The organism is Paenalicyclobacillus macrosporangiidus (genome assembly GCF_900116805.1).
GTDB lineage: Bacteria > Bacillota > Bacilli > Alicyclobacillales > Alicyclobacillaceae > Alicyclobacillus_H > Alicyclobacillus_H macrosporangiidus.
The window spans coordinates 117,582-137,651 of sequence record NZ_FPBV01000004.1 but is presented as its reverse complement, the minus strand read 5'-3'; the positions used below and the strand labels follow the sequence as shown (position 1 = coordinate 137,651).

Below are 20,070 nucleotides of genomic sequence, written 5' to 3'. Positions count from 1 at the left end.
AGAGGACTCCACATCACGTACAGGACGACCAGGAGGAACACCCACCGGCCGAGGGCGAGAGGAACCGGCTTCAGGACGACATCTGCTGCACGTACGCCGGCAGCTTCTCGTGGATGAGTTTGTCCCAACCCCCGTCCATGATGTCTCGCACGGCGGTGTGGGGTTGTCCGAATCGCGTCGCTTTGTCGGCGGCCCAACCGCCGTGCAGGAGGGTGAGTTCCGTCTCGCCGTCCGGGCGTTCGCGGAGTTCGAACACCACATGCCAGTCCGTGTCCCAGTGGAAGGCGAGGCGGTGGGGCGGATGGATCTCGGTCACCCGGCACGCCGAGTCCCCGTACGGTCCGGCGTGCAGGACGAAGTCACGGCCGGCAACGGGCTCGAACGTGTTCGGCATCCACCATCCGGCCAGGCCTTCGGCGGTGGCCACGGCTTTCCATACCCGTTCGATGGGCGCACGGAGAACGATGGTGTGGCGGATGTCGGGCAGGGCCTTCGTGGGCTGGGTCATGCGTTTCACTCCTCATGAATGGTGTCGATGCAGACACGGTGCAACGGGTGCTGAGAGGATTGTATCACGATGCGAACCAGGCGTTCGATGTACAATGGTGGTGCATCACTTACCATGGAATCGTGAGGGGGATGATGCGATGAAGGCCGTCTATATTGAGGCGTACGGGGGCCGGGATCAACTTCGCTACGGCGAACTGCCGGAGCCACAGGTGGGTCCCCGGGATGTGTTGATTGAGGTGCACGCGGCCGCGGTCAATCCGGTGGATTGGAAGATCCGCAACGGGTGGCTGCAGCAGCGGTTGCAGTACGCGTTTCCGCTCATTCTCGGCTGGGACGTGGCGGGGGTGGTGGTGAGGACAGGACCGGAGGTCACCCGCTTCCGCGTGGGAGACGAGGTGTTCTCCCGGCCTGACATCGCCCGCAACGGCGCTTACGCAGAGCACATCGCGGTCGACGAGCGTCTCGTGGCCAAGAAACCTTCCAATCTGTCGTTCGAGGAGGCGGCCGCCGTGCCGCTCGCGGCGTTGACCGCCTGGGAAGCTTTGGTGGACCGGGCAGGTGTGCAGGCGGGGCAACGGGTCCTCATTCATGCCGGCGCTGGCGGCGTGGGCGTGTACGCTATCCAGTTCGCGAAACACTTCGGCGCCGAGGTCACGACCACCGTGAGCGCGCGGAATGCGCCGTTGGCGCAAGAGCTCGGGGCGGACCGCGTGATCGACTACACCGCGGAAGATTTCACGAAGGACGGGCGGGTGTATGACATCGTCTTCGACACCGTCGGGGCGGACGTGCAGGAAAAGAGCCTGGACGTGGTCAAACCCGGCGGACTCCTGATCTCCATCGTGTCGCCACCCCAACAGGAGGCATGCGAGGCGAGAGGTATCCGAGGCGCCTGGTTTTTCCTGGAACCTGACGGCGAGAAGCTCGCGAAGATCGGCCGCCTCATCGAGGAGGGCCGGGTGAAGCCGGTGGTGGGGGCGGTGTTCCCCCTGGCCGAGGCGGCCAAGGCGCATGAGCTGAGCGAGCACCGCCATCTGCAGGGGAAAATTGTGCTTCGGGTGAAGTGAGTCGTCGCCGGGAAGGTCCGGGAGGCTCTGGACCTTGCACCGTGGCACGTCGCTCCATCGTCCCGCCACATCGGGCCGCCGGTATGTTCCGGCGGCCTGCAACGTTTCTGCGGACTCGTGTGTCATACGGGTGAAGGGTGCGAGGAGGCAGAGTTCGTGGATGGTCCCAAAACAGACACACGGCCGGAAGACATTCAGGATGTCCATGGGTTTTCCCGCTTCGCGGAGGCGGTCGTGCCGCGGGCGCTGCGGCTGGCGGCCCGATGGACCGGCGACGTGCAGTTGGCGGAGGACCTGGTGCAGGAGGCGCTGACCCGCACGTGGCAAACGCGACATCGCATTCGGACCTCGCCGGAGGCGTGGATGCTCCGGATTTTGTGGCGCTTGTTCCTGAACGAGCGGCGCCGGTCCAGGCCAGAGGACCTTCCTTGGGATGTGCACGGCGGCGCGGCTGCGCAGGGGATCCCGCAGGAGCGTGCGCTGGATCGCATGTGGATTGGCGAGCTGCTGGCACTGCTCCCGGAGCGGGATCGACAGTTGTTGGCCATGCGTTACGGCGAGGATCTCACCGTGCAGCAAATCGCGGCCATTACGGGGATGCGCGAAGGGACCGTGAAGGCTCGCCTCAGCCGTGCCCTGCGGCGGCTGCGCGAGATGGGCGAAGGGGCCGGCGGCCCGAGCGCCGCCGGGAGATGGGGATGCGGCGAGACGGACGGAGGATGAGGCCGATGACGGGAGACAGACAGCCGGTGGATGCACGGATCGCGGAAGTCGAAGAGGCTGTGCGGCGCTATTTTGCGGACACAGCACCCCAGGTGGCGGCGGATGTGCCGGAGATGGTGCGCGAGGCGGTACGTTCTTCAGCGGCAGGACGGCAGGCCGGGGAGCCGCGTGCGATCCGGTGGTTCCGCCGGGGCGTCGTCGGGCTGGCCGCCTGCGCCGCCATCGTGGCGGGGGCAAGGGGGGCGTTGTATTACGCCCCCAATTGGGCAGAGACCGTCTACGCCGCCGTCGACGGCATTCCCGGCGCGCAATGGTTGATTCTGCCGCAGGACCGGGGTCTCGCGCGCCTCGCCCGCGAGGGAGGCATCCAGACGTTGGATGTGTCCGCGACGGACAACGGGCTGACCGTGCATCTGTCGGGAGCGTATGTGGACAGCGCCAGGATGGTCCTGTTCCTGCGGATCGACAGTGCCTTGTGGCATCCCGATTCTTCCAGGGTCGTCGTCACGGATCAGTTCGGCCACGTGTACCGGGTTTCGAGCGGCACCTGGGACACCGACACCGGAGCGGGGGAGTTGACGTTCGATGGCGTGCCGGCGTGGAAGTTGGCCCTCGGCCTGCGCCTGACGTTGCGCATCGACGGGATGGAATGGCTGTCGGTGGACGGGTCCCAGCAAAAGCAACGGTCAGGCCACTGGGGATTCACTTGGGTGCAGAACCCGTCGGGTTCCGAACGTACCGTCACGGTCAACCGGAGCGCCTCGGATGGAGGGGTGACCCTGCGGCTCGACACCATCCTCCTCACCCCGGGCAGCGCGGAGTTTCGTCTGTCCGGTGTACGGTCGGTGCCCACGGGGGAAGACGTGGTTGCGCGGAATGATGATCGGCCGGAGCTGGTCTGCGTGGACACCGGGGAGCGGTATCCGATGCTGTCCGCCGGGACGGTCTCACAGGGACGGACGGTGGAGATGAAGGTCATGACAGCGCCGCTGCAACCGGGGCACCGCTACGAGCTCATCGTTCACCGCGTGGGGGAGGTCCCGGGGACCTGGGTGTTTCCGTTCACTTTGTCCTGACCCCGGCCCTCCGGCGAACGGGTGCGCCTTCACGGGTCCTGCACAAAACCCCCGATGCGATCCGGAAATTCGCCGGTGTACAGACCGTTCTGGGGCCCGCTGTACCGGATTTGGCCGAGCTTCAACCGTTCGATGTACGCGCGCACCTGCCGCCGTTGGTGTTCGTCGAGAGACGAGATGAGGTGGTGAAGATCGTCTTCTTCCGCGCGTGCGACTGGATGGCGCTCCGTCTCTCGCCGATCCGTTCGATCTCGATGCATCTCCATGTCCCCCTCCTGCGGATATCCGATAGGATGCACGCGGAGGCCGGCCTTATGCAGGGTGTCCCCTCACGGGCGGTCGGCGCCTTGCGTGCTGGCCGCGGCTGCGGTCCCGGGGTGCGCCACCGGTTCTGCGCGTCGATGCCGGAACCACAGGACGAGCAGGATCGTGGCGGCCACGAAGACGGCGACGAAGGTCACCGGCACCGCCCAGTGCAAGAAGGGATGCCAAGGGGTGCGGAGCAAGATGGGGTCGTCGGCGGCCATGCGTCCGGCGATCCAGGTGATGTAGGCTGCTGCCAGATACACAATCCACGGCAGTCGATCAAACACCCTGGAGATGAACCGGCTTCCGAAGATGAGGAACGGGATGGTGAAGAGAAAGCCCACCATCAGCACGCTCAAGCGGCCGTTGGCCGCGCCGAGCATGGCCATCGCGTTGTCAAGCTCCATGCCGAGGTCGGCGACGACAATCGCGCCGATGGCTCTCCAGAGCTCGTTGGGCTGGGCGGACACGGTCGGTGCCTCTTCGGTGGCCGGACGCACATGCTCCAGGACCAGCCGGACGGCGATCCACCACAGCATCACCCCGGCGATGGTCTTGAGCACGGGCAGGCGAATGAGGAACGTCCCGGCGGCGGTAAAAAGGATCAAGAGCAGGATGGCGATGGTGCTGCCGAGCGTGATGGCCCGCTTCCGCATGGCTTCCGGCAGCCGGTTTGCCGCCATGGAGATGGCGAGCGCATTGTCTCCGGACAGGATGATGTTGACCAGAGCGACGTTGGCGACGAGCAAGATCCAATCCAATCAGGACACCTCCAGAATGTGAACGAGGACAGCCGGCAGGCGCGTCGTACGCGTCATAAACGCAATGAGCGAGACCCAGTCCGCGGCGGGGGTCCATTCTCTCCCATTCCCCCGTATGGACTGCAAGTCTCGCTCATGGTCCCTGATGTCGAATGGGTGCCATGGAAGGCGCCGGGCAAAGCGGGTGCCAGACCTGCTTTCACCGTATTGACGGCGCGCTTCACCCGCGGCCGGGCCGCGGCAGCTACTCCCTCACAGGATGACGTTTGTGGCACCGAGAGGTCTCGCAACCCTTTCGGTTTGTCCGGAATGAAACATAGACCTTTGGCGTCCCCTTGTCAAGATGAAGGGACAAACCTGGACGAACCCGAGGATTGCCAAACCGGATGGGACACATTAGGATCAGGATCCAAATGCACCGTCTCAGACGGTTGGCACGGAGGGATACAGTTGCAGGCCATTCGCTTTCCGGAGAATCCTCTGCTCACGCCGAAGGACGTACCGCCATCACGGCCGGATCTGAAGGTCATCGGGGCCTTCAACGCCGGTGTGGCGCGCTACGGGGACGAGGTGATCCTCCTGCTCCGGGTCGCAGAGCAGGCAGCGGCCACGTCGGAAACCGTGGGCGTGCCCGTGTACGATCCCGACTCTGGACAGACGACCGTGCGGAAGCTGGACCGGTCGGACACGGCGTATGATTTTAGCGATCCACGCGCGGTCCGGCGTGCGGACACGCTGGAGACGGTGTGGTTGACGTCCATGTCCCACCTGCGCGTGGCGCGAAGCCGCGACGGCCGCCACTTCACCGTGGATGAAAAGCCGTTGGTGCAGCCGGAGACCCCGTACGAGGCCTTCGGGGTGGAAGACCCGCGGGTGGCGAGGATTGGCGACGCCTATTACATCACGTACACCGCGGTCTCCGGTTACGGGGTGGCCGTGGGGCTGGCCGTGACCCGGGATTTTCAAAGGGTTGAACGCCTGGGATTGATCTTCCCCCCGGAGAACAAGGATGTGGTGCTGTTTCCGGAGGCCGTCGGAGGCCGTTACTTCGCCCTGCACCGGCCGGCGCCGCGGGGGATGGGCGCGCTTGACATCTGGATCGCCGATTCTCCGGATTTGCAGCATTGGGGAAATCACCGGTATCTGTTCGGGCGCCGGCCGGGGATGTGGGACGGGCAGCGCATCGGCGGCGGCGCGGTGCCCATCCGGACCGACAAGGGATGGTTGGTGCTGTACCACGGCGCGGATGCGGACAACCACTACGCCATGGGGGCGGCGCTGCTGGATCTGGACGATCCCGGCCGCGTGGTCGCCCGCTCCCGTGAACCCATCCTGGCACCGGAGACCGCCTACGAGATGAACGGCTTCTTCGGCGGCGTGGTGTTCTCCTGCGGGGCCCTGCTCGAGGGTGACCGCATCCGCATGTATTATGGCGTGGCCGACGAGGCCATCGCGGCGGCGGAGTTCTCCTTGTCGGACGTCCTCGATTCCCTCGGTGATCCGGCCGGCGCCGTGGAGCGGGTATAAGCCGGCCACGGCACCCGTGCCGGATCACGCGAAGATGAGGATCTCCGCGACCCAAGCGAGGAACAACGACAGCCATCCGGCAGGGATTTCACCTACCGGAAGGCTTCGCGCGCCTCGTTCCGTGTTCAGGGGGTCCCGTCCGCCCCGGCCTCCGGAGAAGCGCCCTTCGGTGGCGTGCTTGCGCCATGCGCCGGCTCCCCCGTCCGTGCGGGAAACACACAGGTGGCGAAGGAGAGCAAGCAACCAACGCAGGAAGGACACCGCCCACAGGAGTCCCGCGAGGAGCCACCAGACCAAGCGATCCACCGTGGGGTGCCCCAGGGCGGACACAGGGCCCTGGGGCCACACGGTGCGGGAGACCCCCAAGGCGCGCAGAATGGACAGGACCAGTTGAACCCCCCAATTGATGCCCTCCAATCCCCATAAGACGGCGAGCACCCCGGAGAGGATCAGGAAGACCCAGTCCCGCGTGCGCAGGCGATCCAGGACATAGTTCCACGCCTTGTCCGCGGCATAGCCGGCCGGGGTGAAGGATTGGATGAAAGAGTAAATCTCCCAGAGGCGCCACAGCTTCCCGATGCGTCGAAACAACGGTACTCCTCCTCATTCGGTTCCCTGACGACATCATCCCCGATTGCCCGTCCGGTTTTCAATCCCGTGCCGGATTTCCAGGCTGTTGCAATTCAAACGGGCGGGGGTATGATGAGAACGTCACCACGCTCGACGGGCGTACACGCGATGTGTGAGAAGGAGGGATGTTGAGGGTGAACAAGAAGGGCATCGTCTACGCGGTGCTGGCTTACGGTGGCTGGGGGCTGCTTCCGGTCTACTGGAAGCTGTTCGCGAACCTGTCGGCGATAGAAGTGCTCGCCCACCGGGTGTTGTGGTCGGCCGTGTTCGTGTGGGGACTCCTGTACGTGACGGGCCGCCTGCGGGATGGCCTGCGGATCGCGCAAAACCCGCGGTATTTGGCCTGGACGACCATCGGGGCGATGCTCATCACCATCAACTGGTTGACCTACATCTACGCGGTCAACTCGGACCACATGGTGGAGGCGAGCCTCGGGTATTACATCAATCCGCTGGTGAACGTCCTGCTCGGCATCGTGTTCTTGCGGGAGCGGCTGAACGCATGGCAGTGGGGGGCGCTCGCCGTCGCGGCGGCCGGGGTGGCCGTGTCGGTGTGGGCGTACGGCCGGTTCCCATGGATCGCCATCGCCCTCGCGATCTCCTTCGGTCTGTACGGATTGGTCAAGAAGAAGGTGCCCATGGAGGCCATGGAGAGCCTGACGTGGGAGACCACCCTGGTTCTTCCGTTGTCGTTGCTGTACCTGGCCGTGACGCACGTGCAGGGCACGGACGGCGCCTGGAGCCTGCCGCCCGCGCACCTGATCCTGTTGCTGTTCTCCGGGCTCGCCACGGCGTTGCCGCTCTTGTGGTTCGGCATGGCGGCCAAAGCGCTGAGCATGGTCACCCTGGGATTCGTCCAGTATCTGTCTCCCACCATCACGCTGCTGCTCGGGGTGTTCGTCTATCACGAGACGTTTACGGAAACGGACCTGTTGGCGTTCGCGCTGATTTGGACGGCCCTGGTGCTGTACAGCGTCTCGTCGCTGCGCCACGTCCGCAGGCGGCAGATGGGGACCGCGCCTCAAACCGTCGGGATGAAGTGAAAAGATTCATGGTAGAATCATAAGAATCACAGCATCGAAGACAGGGAGGCGTTGTGTGTGCAAACGCGCGCTGCCGTGTTGACCGCCATGGGCAAGCCGGCCCCTTATGTGGAGAGCCGGCCGTTGGAGATCTGCACCGTTCACCTGGACGACCCGCAATTCGGTGAAGTGTTGATCCGCATCCGCGCCGCCGGGCTGTGCCATTCGGACCTGTCCGTGATCAACGGCAGCCGGCCGCGGCCCGTACCCATGGTGTTGGGTCACGAGGCGGCGGGCGAGGTGGTCGCGGTGGGACCGGGGGTCGTGGGGGTCCGGCCCGGCGATCACGTGGTCTGCTCCTTCGTCCCCAGTTGCGGCCACTGTGTGCCGTGCCAGGAGGGCCGGCCGAATCTGTGCGAGACGGGCGCCGCGGCGAACACGGCCGGAACGCTGCTCGGCGGGGGCCGCCGTCTGCACCACGAGGACGGGGCGGAGATCCACCATCACCTGGGCGTCTCCGCGTTTGCCGAATACGCCGTCGTATCCCAGCACTCGCTCGTCCGGGTCGATCCGGACGTCCCCTTCGACGAATTGGCGGTCTTTGGATGCGCGGTGATGACCGGTGTCGGCGCGGTCGTCAACACTGCCCGCGTGTCCGCGGGCAGCTCCGTCGCCATCGTTGGGCTGGGCGGCGTGGGGCTCAGCGCCCTCCTGGGGGCGTTGGCGGCGGGTGCCCGGCGGATCGTCGCCATCGACGTCAACCCTTCCAAACTGCGGCAGGCGGAGGCGTTGGGGGCGACGGATACGTTTGATGCGCGGGACCCGGACGTGATGGATCACATTCGCGCGGCGACCGGCGGGGGCGTGGAGTTCGCCATCGAGACGGCGGGCTCGGTGCCGGCGCTGGAGACCGCCTTCCGGATCACGCGCCGCGGCGGGACCACGGTGACGACCGGCCTGCCGCATCCGGATCACCGGATGTCCCTGCCGCCGGTGGTGTTGACGGCGGAGGAGAGGACGCTCAAAGGTTCGTACGTGGGCAGTTGTGTACCGGCGCGGGACATCCCTCGCTTCATCGAACTGTACAAGCGGGGGCGGCTGCCCGTGAACAAGCTGCTCTCCGGGCGCATTCGGCTGGACGAGGTGAACGAGGGGTTCGATCGCCTGGATCGGGGCGAGGTCAACCGTCTTGTGCTCGTGCCGTAACCGCCGGCCCGTGGGATGAGTCCGCCCGCCCGCAGGGAACCCCCCTTCGCTTCCGGGTGGGGACGCGGATGCATCGGGTGCCCCACCCGGCTACCCGCACTTCATCGCTCTTTCCCAGGCTCCGCTGTTCTGCCACTCGAAGCCAGGGGTCCGATGCTCCTGCCATGCCGGCATCGGGCCCTCATGGTTCTGCTCTTCATATCTTCCGATTCGCCCGCCCGTTGAACCCTTCGCCATCCTCCCGCGCGTATGTAGGGTGTCCATGTTCAAACCAGGAGGTGACCCCCACGGATACGCTGAATTGGCCCGAACGAGCCTGCGGCTGGCCGCCAGCGGTGACCGGGGAAGAGGTGGACGCTGGCCAGACGGCGTGGCTGCAGCGGCTGATCGCGGAACACCAGAGCCGGTTGATCCATCTGGCCGCGTCGTACCTCGGGAGCATCCAGAGCGCGGAGGACTGCGTCCAGGAGGTGTTCATCACGGCGTTCCATCGATTGGATCCCCAGCAACCTCCGGCGGCGGTGCGCACGTGGCTGACGACCTGCACCGTCAACCGGGCCCGGAGCATGCTGCGGGCCCGGCGGGTGCGGCGCTGGGTGCTGATGGATGGCGAGGGCTTGAGCCGCCACGCGCCGGGCCGCCCGGATCACTACGCGGCCCTCGACGAATCGGGGGTGCTGGCGCAGGTGATGCAGCTTCCGGTCAAGTACCGGGAGGTGTTGGTGATGCGGTACTACCACGACATGAGCGTGGAGGAGACGGCGGCGGTGCTCGGCGTCTCGTCCAACACGGTCAAGACGCGGCTCCGGCGGGCGAAGGAGCGGCTGCGACAGGCGTTGGAACAGATGGACAGGGAGGGATGACGGATGGACGCGCTGGAGGAACGGTTGATGCGAAGCCGCGAGCGGGTGTGGCAGCACACGCTCGCCCTGGACGAGCGGGCGGTGATGCGTCGGGCACAGGCAGTTGAGCGTGTCGGCGTGATCTCAAAGGCCGAGAAAGGCGAAGGCGCGCCACGAACGCCGGGAGGCATCCGCCGCCGGCGTTGGGCGGTCGGGGGGCTGGCGGCCGCTGGCGTCATCCTGGCGTGCGGCTTTGCGGCGCCTCAGCTTCTGCACTTGGGACGGGATTTCAATCTGCTCGGGACCTCCGTCAGTCCGCCGGATGTGCGCACGCCGGAGCTGCAGGGCTACGGGCAGAAGGTCGGCCAGAGCGTAACGAGCCACGGGATCACGCTGACGATTGGCAACGTGTACGCCGATCCGGTGCGGTTCGAGTTCGATCTCGTGGAATCCTTCGGCCCCGACGCTCCGGCCAAGCCGGTGATCCGAGATCAGGACATCCAAATCGACGTCGACGGCCGCCCCATCCGCGGCTTTTCGGGCGGAGAGTTTCAGCCGACGGATGACGGACGCTACGCCGGGGTGGTGTTCGAACCGATGCAGAACGAACAGCCGTTCTGGACCCTGCCGGAACAATTCACTTTGCACGTGCACGTCCGGCACATCGGAGACGTGGCGGGCACGTGGGACTTTTCCATCCCGGTGTCGCGCGCCAAGATGGCGGCGGCCACGCGCGTCCTCCATCCGAACGTGCGCAGCGAGGCGAGCGGGGTGACCTTCGACGTCGACGAGGTGGATGCGGCGCCGGACGAGACGTTGATCTTCGCCACCGTGACGGCTCCGCCGGGCGTGCGTCAGGACGCGGGCATGGCGTTCGACATCGGCGGCATCCGCAGCGCTTTTGTGGTGGATGACAAAGGCCATCTGCTTGGCCGCCAGATCCTCGGATGGATGGACGCAGGCCAGGACCCTGCGGGGCGGGCAAAGTATCGGATCGTCATGGCCGTCGGCAAACTTCCGGCGGGCGTTCGTACCTTGACCGTGGTACCGACCGGGTGGAACGAGGGATCCATCCGCTTGAACTCAGGGACGTTGGCCGGGGCCATAGCAGGGCAGGCGGGCACGTCCGCGGGGGGAGGCGGTGGGACCGGCGGATCTCACACGGTGGCGGGAGACGCGGACGCGTTGCCGGTGTCCGTCGACCGGGTGCAGTTCTTGCCGGACAAGACGGTGGTGCACGTCAAGGCCAACGTACCGTCTTCCGCTCTGTCGGCTGCCGGGCAGCGGCTGGTCGATTTCTCGCTCTCGGAGTCGGTGCCTGTTCCCCAAGGGGAGGGCGGCCGGGAGGTCCCGCGCCAGAGCATACAGGCCGATCCGGCGGGCCAGGGCTGGGAGCTGGTGTTCGCCAAGGCCGATCCGAAGCGGACGATCTCGCTGGACGTGTTGTGGCAACCGCCGGTGGCGGGGTTGGCCGTGGAGGTGCCGGTCGCACCGGTGGGGCGGTGAAGGTGCGCCCCACCATTCGCGCCCGGTTCACGTACCCTCATCATTCTTTCCGTCTCTCTTTGCCCTATGGGTGCATCGACCCGGTATCCCGCAATCGCACATGCCACGACAACGCCTGTTCCAGCACGTGCGGGGTGTGGCCGCCCAGGCGGAGTGCGGCTTCGTAGTACTCGCGCAGGGCGTCCCGGTAGTCCGGGTGAGCGCAGCGCTCGATGATGAGGCGCGCCCGCTCGCGCGGGGCGAGTCCGCGCAGGTCGGCCAACCCCTGTTCTGTGACGATGATCTGCACGTCGTGCTCGGTGTGGTCCACGTGGGAGACCATCGGCACGATGCTCGAGATGCGGCCGCCTTTGGCGGTCGACTTGGTGACGAATATGGACAGGTAGGCGTTGCGGGCGAAGTCGCCGGATCCGCCGATGCCGTTCATCATGTGCGTGCCGAGCACATGGGTCGAGTTGACGTTGCCGTAGATGTCGGCCTCCAGCGCTGTGTTCATGGCGATCACGCCGAGCCGCCGGATGATGCCCGGGTGGTTGGAGATCTCCTGTGGGCGCAGGACGACGTGCGCCCGGTAATCGCCGAGGCGGGCCAAGACGTCCCGGGCGCGGCCGGGCGAGAGCGTGATCGCGCACCCGGAGGCGAAGCGCAGGCGCCCGGTGTCGAGGAGATCGAACGCCGCGTCCTGCAAGACCTCCGAGTACATCTGCAGGTCGTGGAAGCGGGATTCGCGCAGTCCGTACAGGACGGCGTTGGAGACAGCGCCGACGCCCGACTGCAGCGGGCGCAGGGTCTCCGTCAGGCGTCCGGAGCGGACCTCGTGCTCGAGAAATTCGATCAGGTGGCCGGCGATCCGCTCCGTGTCTCCGTCCGGCGGGGCGAGATCGGAGAAGTGGTCATCCCGATCGGTGATGACGATGCCCGCGATTTTGTCGGGGTCCACCGGAATGGCCGGGGTGCCGATGCGATCGCTCACCTCAATCAACGGGATGGGGTCCCGGTGCGGCCGCGGCCCGGGGACGTAGATGTCGTGCATGCCCTCGAGATCGAGGGGTTGATGGGTGTTCAACTCGACGATCACCCGGTCGGCCGTCATGGCGTACGTAGGTGAGTTGCCCACGGAAGTGGAGGGAATCAGCCAACCGTCCTCGGTGATCGCGATGGCTTCGAGAACGGCCACGTCCAGGTTTCCCAATTGGCCCTCGCGGATCATCTCCACCGTCAGGCTCAGGTGTTGATCCACATACATCACGTCACCCTGGTTGATGGCCTCTCTCATGCGTTTATCTGACTGAAACGGCATTCGGCGCGCCACCAGACCCGCTTCCACCAGGGTGCGGTCCACCTCTTCCGCCACCGAGGCGCCAGTCCACAGGTTGATGCGCAGCTTCTCGCCCGTCTTCTTGACTCTCTCGGCCAGTGCCGAGGGGACCACCTTGGCGTCCCCAGCCCGTGTGAAACCGCTGATGCCAACGGTCATCCCGTCCTGGATGCAGGCGGCTGCCTCGTCGGCGCTCACCACCCGCTCCCGCAGCTTCGCATGGCGAATGCGTTCCTCCCACACGACCTAACCCTCCTCCATCGCTTCACACCCATACTGTACCCGAGAGACGGTGGGACGCACATGCGCCAATCGTCTCAATGGCGGTGGTCCGCGTGGATGAGGTCCAGATGTGCTTTGGATCGTCTGCGTGAGGAATGTGATAGATTGGAATTGATTGAATCGGGAGGAGGCGGTGGGATTGACCACTCACGGACTGGATGCGCAACTGAAGATCTATGCGACGGCGTTGGAGCCCGGCGGCCGATACGACTGGCCGATTTCCGTGGACGAGTGGGCGAGGCGGGCGCGCGAACGGCTGGCCGACGGGCCGTGGTGGTACGTGGAGGGCGGCGCGGGACAGGAGTCGACCATGCGCGCCAACCGGGAGGCGTTTTACCGGTGGCGGATCCGGTCGAGGATGCTGCGAAATGTGGAGGACCGCGATCTCACCATCGAGCTGTTCGGGCGGAGGCTTCCTGCACCCTTTCTGCTGGCACCGGTCGGGGTGCAGTCGATTGTGCATCCGGACGCGGAGTTGGCCGTTGGCCGGGCGGCAGCCGCACACGGTGTGCCATTCGTCCTGAGCACCGTCTCCTCGGTTCCCATGGAACGGGTGGCGGAAGCGATGGGGGATGCTCCGCGGTGGTTCCAGCTGTATCCGGGGCGCGATCCGGAGGTCGTCGCCAGCATGATCTCCCGCGCGGAACAATCCGGGTACAGCGCGTTGGTGGTGACCGTGGACACCACCATGCTCGGCTGGCGCGAGCACGACCTGGCCAACGCCTACCTGCCGTTCTTGCAAGGCCAAGGACTCGCCAACTATCTCACCGACCCGGTATTTCGCAGCCGTCTGGCCCGTCCTCCGGAGGAGGACATGGCCGCAGCCATTCAGCACTTCTTGGCTGTGTATGTCAACCCCGCGTTCACATGGGAACATCTGACCTCCATCCGGCGGCAGACGCGCCTGCCGCTTTTGGTCAAGGGCATCACGCATCCGGAGGACGCCCGTCGCGCCTTCGATCTCGGCGCCGACGCGGTGGTCATCTCCAATCACGGCGGCCGGCAGGTGGACGGCGGCGTGGCGGCGCTCGACGCCCTGGTGGAGGTACGCGAAGCGCTCGGGCCGGATCAGACCTTGCTCATGGACAGTGGTATCCGCTGTGCAGCCGACGTGGTGAAGGCGCTTGCGCTCGGCGCCCGGGCGGTGCTGGTCGGACGGCCGTACATCTACGCGCTGGCCGTGGGTGGCGAAGCAGGCGTGCGCCAGTGGATCGCACACAGCCTGGCGGAGCTGGACCTGCAGATGGCGTTGGCCGGGTACCGGTCCGCCGGCGAGATCGATCGGTCTTGTGTCGTGAGAGCGGAGCCGTGAGCCGCACCACCGCATTTGCAACCCGGTGAAAACTGGGATAAGATAGTAGGCGGGAAGCCATCCAAGCACACGGGAGGGGGAAGGACCGTGGCGAAAAAGGTGCTGTTGTTGGCCGGCGACGCGGTGGAAGCGCTCGAGATCTATTACCCATATTATCGCCTGCTGGAAGAAGGCATTGCTGCGGATATCGCTGCCCCGTCGGTAAAGAAGTTGAACACCGTGGTCCACGATTTCACAGGATGGGACACCTATACGGAGAAGCCAGGTTACCTCATTGACGCGAATCTGGCGTTCGCGGACGTCAAGCCGGAGACGTACGACGGCCTCATCATCCCCGGCGGCCGCGCGCCGGAGTACATCCGGTTGAATCCGGACGTACCGCGGATCGTCCGGCATTTCTTTGAGGCCGGCAAACCCGTTGGCGCCATCTGCCATGCAGCGCAGGTGCTGGAGGTCGTCCGCGACGTGCTGCAGGGTCGCGAGATGACCGCCTATATCGCGTGCAGGCCTTCGGTGGAGGGCATGGGCGCCAAGTACATCACGGAGACGCTGCACGTCGATGGAAACCTGGTGTCCGGGCATGCATGGCCCGATCTGCCCGGTTTTATGCGCGAGTTCCTGAAGCTGTTGAACCGATGATCGGGAACATGATGGAGCCGCCCACTCGGCCCGGTGTCCCGGGCGGGTGGGCGGCTCTCGTCTGGCACCATCCTGGCCGGCAGGGGCTGCAGGGGGGATGTTCCCCGCACCGCGCGGAGGTCAGTTCTGGGACTGGGCCTGCGCACGGGCAATGGCTTCCTCTGGCGATAGGTCGCCGAACAGGACGTTCATCAGGACAGGCAAGTGCATGTCCATGATGCGAAACCCGGCCATGATCAGGTTGTTGATAAATTTCGAATTGACCTCCACGAACTCCACGTCGACGCTGGTCCGGGTATAGATCTCGCCATCGCGCGGGTCCATTTCGAAATTTCCGATGAGCAGGGCATAGTTGAGCCGGTTGAGGAGATCCGCTACGGCCGCCTGTTTCTCCGCAGGTGCTCGAACCGGGGATCGACAGGAGAACACGATGAATTTGCGATCGTCATAAAGGGTGACGACGCCCTCCAACACGCCCCGTTCTGTTTGCAATGCCAGCCGGACGCCTCTTCCGGAATCGAGCAAGGTGTATGGCCAGTCCAATTCTTTGAGCGCCGCGGTGACCTGGTCCAACAGAGAAGACATGGGAAACCCTCTCCTTACGGGCATGAATGGGTGATACGAGGAATCCGTCACGGCGGCTTACGGCCGGGGCATGAGCGGGATTCGTAGTCACTATACCACGGATTGGACTGGGCAAACGATTATTGAGGAACAGCCGACGTCCATCGGTTGTACCAAGTACTGACTTACTCGGGGATACGAATTTTCTTCGTGCCTCGATCTGTGTGAATGAACATCAGGCGGCCTCGTTTTGCGGGCTTGACGTTCACGTCCTTCAGGACCACTCGGCCGAGGACACTGCCGGACAACGCTTTGGCTCCGCCGGACGTCTCCTTGTTGCGCGCCTTGTTCAGGTTCAGCATTGGAGTCGCCTCCTCGATTCCATTCTACTACGAAGTCTCTCACAGCGTCCACAAATGCCAGGGTCATGACGAAGGAGGAAATCTATCATCGGCTCTTTCCTTTTGTCACGAGACATCTTTTTCCCTCCGGTCCGATGTGCACAAGTCATATTGTCCACAGTATTGCCAAGCGGTCGGAGGATAAACGGGTGGAAGGACCGAATCACATGTGACGAAGGGAGACTTCCGTGACCGGTGTTGAGTGGATGAACGAGCAACTCAAAGAAGGCTGGAGTACAGTTGTCTAGGTTACAGATGTAACTTTTCGCCAACTGCCGCGTCATATATGATGATCATGCAGGTCGTCCGGCATGGTTGGGCGCAAACGATGTCATTTGAATTTTTATGTTAAGGAGAATAGCTCGTGAAAAAGAGCATCCTGGTGTTCCTCGTATCCTTGGCGATGGTCACAGCCACGCCAACCGCCGCGCTGGCACAAGGGCTTGGCGGTAGTTCAATTCGAGGCAGCTCGAGTTCCTCGTACCATGCGTCCTTCGGATCGTCGGCCGGGTCCTATTCCGGGTACAAACCATCGCCATCCAGTGGGTCATCCAGTAGCGCACTGTCGCCGTCCTATAGTACCAGTTTGGGTTCCAAGTCAGCGTCGAGCGGATCGTACAGTTCAGGACCGAAGTCCTATTCTGGGTCCTCGTCGTCGAGCGGCACTGCATCGCCACCGAGCTCAGGGTCGGGCACACCGTCATCCGGTTCAGGGACGTACCACTCCGGGTATACGGCGCCTTCCTACAGCAGTCGATCCGGTTCGAACCCCGTGTACACCGGGAGTGGCGCGCGCTCCTACGGTGGTCACTTTGGGTCGTTCCTCGGCGGATTCGTACTTGGAAGCATGCTCCATCCATTTGGATGGGGCTTCGGCGGAGGCTATTACCCGGCAGGTCCGGGATACGCTGGACCCGGATGGGGTGGACCCGGCTATAGCCCTGGTACGTCCATTGTGGGCACCATCGTCGACATCCTGTTGCTGGGCTTCGTCATCTGGCTTCTGGTCCGCTTGTTCCGGGCATTCGGCCGGCGTCGTCGCAGGTACGACGAGCCCATCATCGTACATCCGGGAGGAACGTCCGATCCGCGATACGTCAATCTGACCGAGCAGGACGTGGTGGATGCGTGTTGTGAGTTCATCGCGCGCCGGGAGGGGTGTACCCCGCAGCAGGTAGCCGTCGATTTACAGTTCGAACGGGACCCGGGGGTGTTCGCGGCCGACGCACGGATTTGGGGGCGTCATGGGGTTCATCTGACACAGCAAGACTTGGTCGACGCCGTCGCGGAGATGGTGGCAAGGGGCGAAAACGTCCGACCGGATCGAATCATGGTGGACTTGTTGTTCAACGAGAGCACGGGCGTGGGAGCAAACGTGAAGATTTTGTAACACGGGCATTTCAGCTCGCGTCACGGGCCCAGCGGGCACAACGGCATGGTGCCAGACGAGGGATGATGAGATGAGTCCCGACCAGAGGAGGACCAAGTATGCCATCTGAATTGAACATCGAAAAGGTAGGCCAAATCTCCGTCAACGTCCACGATCTCCAACGTGCGGTCGTCTTTTACCGTGACACGTTGGAACTGCCCTTGATCTGGCAGGGGCCGAACATGGCGTTCTTCGCGTGCGGCGATCTGCGTCTTTACCTGAGTGTTCCGGAACGCCCAGAGTTCGATCACCCGTCGTCCGTCATCTACTTCCAGGTCCGAGACATCCATGAGGCTAGCGGCACCCTGACGTCCCGCGGTGTAGAACTGCTCGGTGCGCCTCACGAAGTGGGCCGTCTCGGCAACGTGGCGGTGTGGATGGCTTTTTTCCGCGACTCGGAAGGCAACACGTTGGCCGTCCAGAGCGAGGTTCCCATCCACTGACAAGGTGGGGGGGACGACAGATCCATTGTGTTGAGCCGTAAAGTTGGTGAAAGTGCGGTGGGCCACCGTTCAAGCGTGAAATGTGGCCAAGGAGGCATGGGAGAAATGACGCATCCATCCGTCCAATTGTACGAGTACCATGTATGGGCGAATGATAGGACGTTCGAGCACTTACGGCAATTGCCTGTCGAAGTGTTTCGCAAGGAAGTGCAAAGCGTGTTCTCTTCCATCGCCGAGACCATCGCACATATGTATGTGGTGGACAATGTCTGGTTACTGGCCATGTCCGGCGTAAGTACTGAGGAAATCATGGCGTCACGGAAATTGCTGAAGGAGCAAATCGAAGATCAAGACCTTGAATCGATGAGTGCAATGTTCGATGCGGTACAGGAACGGTATCGGGCGTTTTTTGAGATGCAGGACATGGAGGACTTTTCACTGTATGCCCACCCTTCTCTCGGGTCAATGAGAGTTCGTTACTGCGATATCGTGCAACACGTCGTAAACCACGGAACGTACCACCGCGGTAATATCACGGCCATGTTACGGCAACAGGGTTTCTCTGGTGTTCCGACAGATTACGTGATATATCTTTTACAGCTCGGACCCAGCCGACAGAATGGTGGAACGGAATTGTAGATGGCGAAGTCCTCGATGCGGGCAGGGGCTGGTACAATCGCAATGAACTTTGTAAAGCATCTGAGGTAGCGGGAGAGGCTTCAATGGATCGGTCAGTTACCGTAGGAATACTTCTTTTCGATGAGGTGGAAGTGCTGGACTTTGCCGGACCGTTTGAGGTGTTTTCGGTCAGCCAGTTGCCGAATGGCTCTGTTCGACCATTTCTTGTGAGCACGGTTTCGGAAAACGGACAACTCATCCATGCCCGTAACGGATTGAAGGTTCAAACGGATTATGGGTTTGGGAATGCACCAGAGTTCGATGTCTTGGTGATTCCTGGGGGGCCGGGAGCGCGTGAACGGGAGGTGCACAATCCAAGCGTGATCGAATGGATAAAAGGACGGGAGGCTCGGGTGTCTATCCTGGCATCCGTATGTACGGGTGCTTTCCTGCTCGCCAAGGCCGGGCTGCTCAATGGAAAGAAGGCAACCACACATTGGGCAAGCTTAGACCGGTTCGCCAGGGAGTTTCCGGGCGTCACCGTGCGCCGGGATGTCCGCTATGTGGACGAAGGGCGCATCATCACTTCGGGCGGGATTTCCGCCGGGATCGACATGGCGCTGCACATTGTGGCCAAGATCTGCGGAGTGGAGGTCGCGCAGACGGCCGCACGCCGGATGGAGTACGACTGGCAGCCGGAGCGCGGCGGAGAAGCCCGTGCATAGACGGGGGGGCATGAGGAATTTCACAGGCCGTCAGGGATGTGCTGAGACGCTTGTACGCGTCGACCGACGGGATGAGATGGGTTCTGGTAGGGGGGAGGACGGCGATGAAAAGCCTGTTGGAACAGCAATACGATCTCATTCAGAAGACCAGGCAGTCCTTGTTTCAGTTCTTGGATGGCATTCCTCTTCATCATCTCCGGACCGAGCTGCCCAATTTCGGCTACGGCAGCATCCTGCGCACGCACTTCCACGTGGCTGACTGCTATTTGTATTGGCTCGGGGCGTTTGCACGGCTGCGCACGGAACCAGCGTTCGTCCCGGAGGAGGAAATTGCGCGGGCGGATCTCGGTGCCGTGCGGGATCGGTTTGCACGCGCAGACGAGCTTGTGCACGATTTTCTCCGCACGTTTGAAGGGCGGTGGACTGAGCCCGTGTCGAACCATGTGCGCTGGCAGGCCGAGCCGTTCACGACAACTCCGCTGGGGCTGTTGACGCACACCATCACGCACGAATTTCACCACAAGGGCCAAATTGTGACCATAACCAGGCACCTCGGATACATACCTCCGGACACGGACCTGGTGTTGTGAGGTGGCTCACTGAACTTCTGCACCTCCAGACTGTATTCGTCGGTGTGTTTCGGAGAGTCTATTCCTGGATGTGGTCTTTGAGAATGCGTTCGACCGTGCTGGCAAAACTGCTGGCGGCCCCCCAGTCGAATTTGAAGAACAGCCCTTCCGAACTTCCTGTCGCGATGGAGCGCAGCTCGGTCTGCCCATTCAGGTTGTCGATGATGACGACGAGCGCCGCCCGGTTACTGGTACGGAAATAATACCGTTCGAAGACCAACGTTCCAATCGCGCGTCCATCCCCTAAGTCATGGAACTCCTCATGCACCAGATCCGCTTCCTCCTCCTCACGGACCCTGTTGTAGGCTTCACCTGGAGACAGGTTCACACGAAAGCTCAGTTTACTCATGGTTCGGATTTCCTCCCCGTCGTTTTCTTCAGTGTATCATTTCACAGCCACGCCAGGGTGCGACTGTGGACCGATTGAACCGTGAGATAAGATCTGTGGAGCGCAGGTTGCGCAAAGGACGGCGTGCTGGATGGAGTGCGAATGGCAGTCTGATCGTGGCCGCTTGTGTGTTTGAGGGAATCCAA

The 20,070-nt window shown here is 63.4% G+C and carries 23 protein-coding genes; 15 read left to right on the top strand and 8 right to left on the bottom strand.

The genetic code is table 11. The features are described 5' to 3' along the window. Positions 1-70: 70 nt before the first annotated feature. Positions 71-508, bottom strand: a complete 438-nt coding sequence (locus BM357_RS05235; RefSeq protein ID WP_074950329.1) for an SRPBCC family protein — start codon at positions 506-508, stop codon at positions 71-73. A 139-nt stretch (positions 509-647) separates the two neighbouring features. On the opposite strand from BM357_RS05235, the gene BM357_RS05230 reads away from it, so the two are divergent. The 3 genes from BM357_RS05230 to BM357_RS05220 all read left to right on the top strand — a co-directional run bounded on the left by BM357_RS05230 (position 648) and on the right by BM357_RS05220 (position 3,376). Then, positions 648-1,577, top strand: coding sequence for an NADP-dependent oxidoreductase (locus BM357_RS05230; protein WP_074950327.1), 930 nt, complete (start codon positions 648-650; stop codon positions 1,575-1,577). 156 nt (positions 1,578-1,733) lie between these two features. Further along, positions 1,734-2,300 carry an RNA polymerase sigma factor gene (locus BM357_RS05225; protein WP_074950325.1) on the top strand — a complete coding sequence of 189 codons (567 nt, stop codon included), beginning with the start codon at positions 1,734-1,736 and terminating at the stop codon, positions 2,298-2,300. Positions 2,301-2,305: 5 nt separating this feature from the next. Next, on the top strand, positions 2,306-3,376 hold the full coding sequence (locus BM357_RS05220) for a DUF4179 domain-containing protein (RefSeq protein ID WP_074950323.1): 1,071 nt from the start codon (positions 2,306-2,308) through the stop codon (positions 3,374-3,376). 29 nt (positions 3,377-3,405) lie between these two features. Here the strand turns inward: BM357_RS05220 and BM357_RS05215 are convergent, their stop codons facing one another. After that, positions 3,406-3,642 carry a hypothetical protein gene (locus BM357_RS05215; protein ID WP_074950321.1) on the bottom strand — a complete coding sequence of 79 codons (237 nt, stop codon included), beginning with the start codon at positions 3,640-3,642 and terminating at the stop codon, positions 3,406-3,408. 63 nt (positions 3,643-3,705) lie between these two features. Beyond that, positions 3,706-4,443 (bottom strand): YjbE family putative metal transport protein, encoded by a 738-nt coding sequence (locus tag BM357_RS05210; protein WP_074950319.1) that lies wholly within the window; start codon positions 4,441-4,443, stop codon positions 3,706-3,708. A gap of 450 nt (positions 4,444-4,893) precedes the next feature. On the opposite strand from BM357_RS05210, the gene BM357_RS05205 reads away from it, so the two are divergent. Continuing rightward, positions 4,894-5,970 (top strand): glycoside hydrolase family 130 protein, encoded by a 1,077-nt coding sequence (locus tag BM357_RS05205; RefSeq protein WP_074950317.1) that lies wholly within the window; start codon positions 4,894-4,896, stop codon positions 5,968-5,970. 24 nt (positions 5,971-5,994) lie between these two features. Here the strand turns inward: BM357_RS05205 and BM357_RS05200 are convergent, their stop codons facing one another. After that, positions 5,995-6,561: a hypothetical protein gene (locus tag BM357_RS05200; protein ID WP_074950315.1), complete on the bottom strand. Its 567-nt coding sequence runs from the start codon at positions 6,559-6,561 to the stop codon at positions 5,995-5,997. 173 nt (positions 6,562-6,734) lie between these two features. Here BM357_RS05200 and rarD point away from each other — a divergent pair, with 173 nt between their 5' ends. The 4 genes from rarD to BM357_RS05180 all read left to right on the top strand — a co-directional run bounded on the left by rarD (position 6,735) and on the right by BM357_RS05180 (position 11,176). Continuing rightward, a complete protein-coding gene (rarD, locus tag BM357_RS05195; protein ID WP_245783849.1) occupies positions 6,735-7,643 on the top strand; it encodes an EamA family transporter RarD in 909 nt (302 codons plus the stop codon). A 57-nt stretch (positions 7,644-7,700) separates the two neighbouring features. Next, complete coding sequence (locus BM357_RS05190) at positions 7,701-8,828, top strand: zinc-dependent alcohol dehydrogenase family protein (RefSeq protein ID WP_074950311.1); 1,128 nt, start codon at positions 7,701-7,703, stop codon at positions 8,826-8,828. Positions 8,829-9,163: 335 nt separating this feature from the next. Continuing rightward, positions 9,164-9,691: an RNA polymerase sigma factor gene (locus tag BM357_RS05185; protein ID WP_074950309.1), complete on the top strand. Its 528-nt coding sequence runs from the start codon at positions 9,164-9,166 to the stop codon at positions 9,689-9,691. 3 nt (positions 9,692-9,694) lie between these two features. Next, entirely contained in the window at positions 9,695-11,176 is a 1,482-nt protein-coding gene (locus BM357_RS05180; protein ID WP_074950307.1) for a DUF4179 domain-containing protein, read from the top strand. A gap of 64 nt (positions 11,177-11,240) precedes the next feature. Here the strand turns inward: BM357_RS05180 and scpC are convergent, their stop codons facing one another. Further along, on the bottom strand, positions 11,241-12,737 hold the full coding sequence (gene scpC, locus BM357_RS05175; protein ID WP_074950305.1) for a succinyl-CoA:acetate CoA-transferase ScpC: 1,497 nt from the start codon (positions 12,735-12,737) through the stop codon (positions 11,241-11,243). A 178-nt stretch (positions 12,738-12,915) separates the two neighbouring features. On the opposite strand from scpC, the gene BM357_RS05170 reads away from it, so the two are divergent. Beyond that, on the top strand, positions 12,916-14,088 hold the full coding sequence (locus tag BM357_RS05170) for a lactate 2-monooxygenase (protein WP_074950303.1): 1,173 nt from the start codon (positions 12,916-12,918) through the stop codon (positions 14,086-14,088). Positions 14,089-14,175: 87 nt separating this feature from the next. Beyond that, positions 14,176-14,727 (top strand): DJ-1/PfpI family protein, encoded by a 552-nt coding sequence (locus BM357_RS05165; RefSeq protein WP_029420663.1) that lies wholly within the window; start codon positions 14,176-14,178, stop codon positions 14,725-14,727. A gap of 120 nt (positions 14,728-14,847) precedes the next feature. Here the strand turns inward: BM357_RS05165 and BM357_RS05160 are convergent, their stop codons facing one another. Both BM357_RS05160 and BM357_RS19720 read right to left on the bottom strand, forming a co-directional pair. Further along, complete coding sequence (locus BM357_RS05160; protein WP_051662932.1) at positions 14,848-15,312, bottom strand: YbjN domain-containing protein; 465 nt, start codon at positions 15,310-15,312, stop codon at positions 14,848-14,850. Positions 15,313-15,476: 164 nt separating this feature from the next. After that, complete coding sequence (locus tag BM357_RS19720) at positions 15,477-15,653, bottom strand: hypothetical protein (RefSeq protein WP_156040026.1); 177 nt, start codon at positions 15,651-15,653, stop codon at positions 15,477-15,479. 994 nt (positions 15,654-16,647) lie between these two features. On the opposite strand from BM357_RS19720, the gene BM357_RS19715 reads away from it, so the two are divergent. From BM357_RS19715 to BM357_RS05135, 5 genes are all read left to right on the top strand, one after another. Then, positions 16,648-17,082 (top strand): DUF2653 family protein, encoded by a 435-nt coding sequence (locus tag BM357_RS19715; protein ID WP_029420661.1) that lies wholly within the window; start codon positions 16,648-16,650, stop codon positions 17,080-17,082. Positions 17,083-17,180: 98 nt separating this feature from the next. Continuing rightward, entirely contained in the window at positions 17,181-17,564 is a 384-nt protein-coding gene (locus BM357_RS05150; protein ID WP_074950301.1) for a VOC family protein, read from the top strand. 96 nt (positions 17,565-17,660) lie between these two features. Then, the gene (locus BM357_RS05145; protein WP_245783848.1) at positions 17,661-18,203 is read left to right on the top strand and encodes a DinB family protein; all 543 of its coding nucleotides are present in this window, start codon (positions 17,661-17,663) and stop codon (positions 18,201-18,203) included. A gap of 83 nt (positions 18,204-18,286) precedes the next feature. Continuing rightward, complete coding sequence (locus BM357_RS05140; protein WP_074950297.1) at positions 18,287-18,907, top strand: DJ-1/PfpI family protein; 621 nt, start codon at positions 18,287-18,289, stop codon at positions 18,905-18,907. A gap of 104 nt (positions 18,908-19,011) precedes the next feature. Beyond that, positions 19,012-19,497, top strand: coding sequence for a DinB family protein (locus BM357_RS05135; RefSeq protein WP_074950295.1), 486 nt, complete (start codon positions 19,012-19,014; stop codon positions 19,495-19,497). A gap of 58 nt (positions 19,498-19,555) precedes the next feature. Here BM357_RS05135 and BM357_RS05130 read toward each other — a convergent pair whose 3' ends face one another. After that, entirely contained in the window at positions 19,556-19,885 is a 330-nt protein-coding gene (locus tag BM357_RS05130) for a DUF6054 family protein (protein ID WP_074950293.1), read from the bottom strand. Positions 19,886-20,070: the final 185 nt, after the last annotated feature.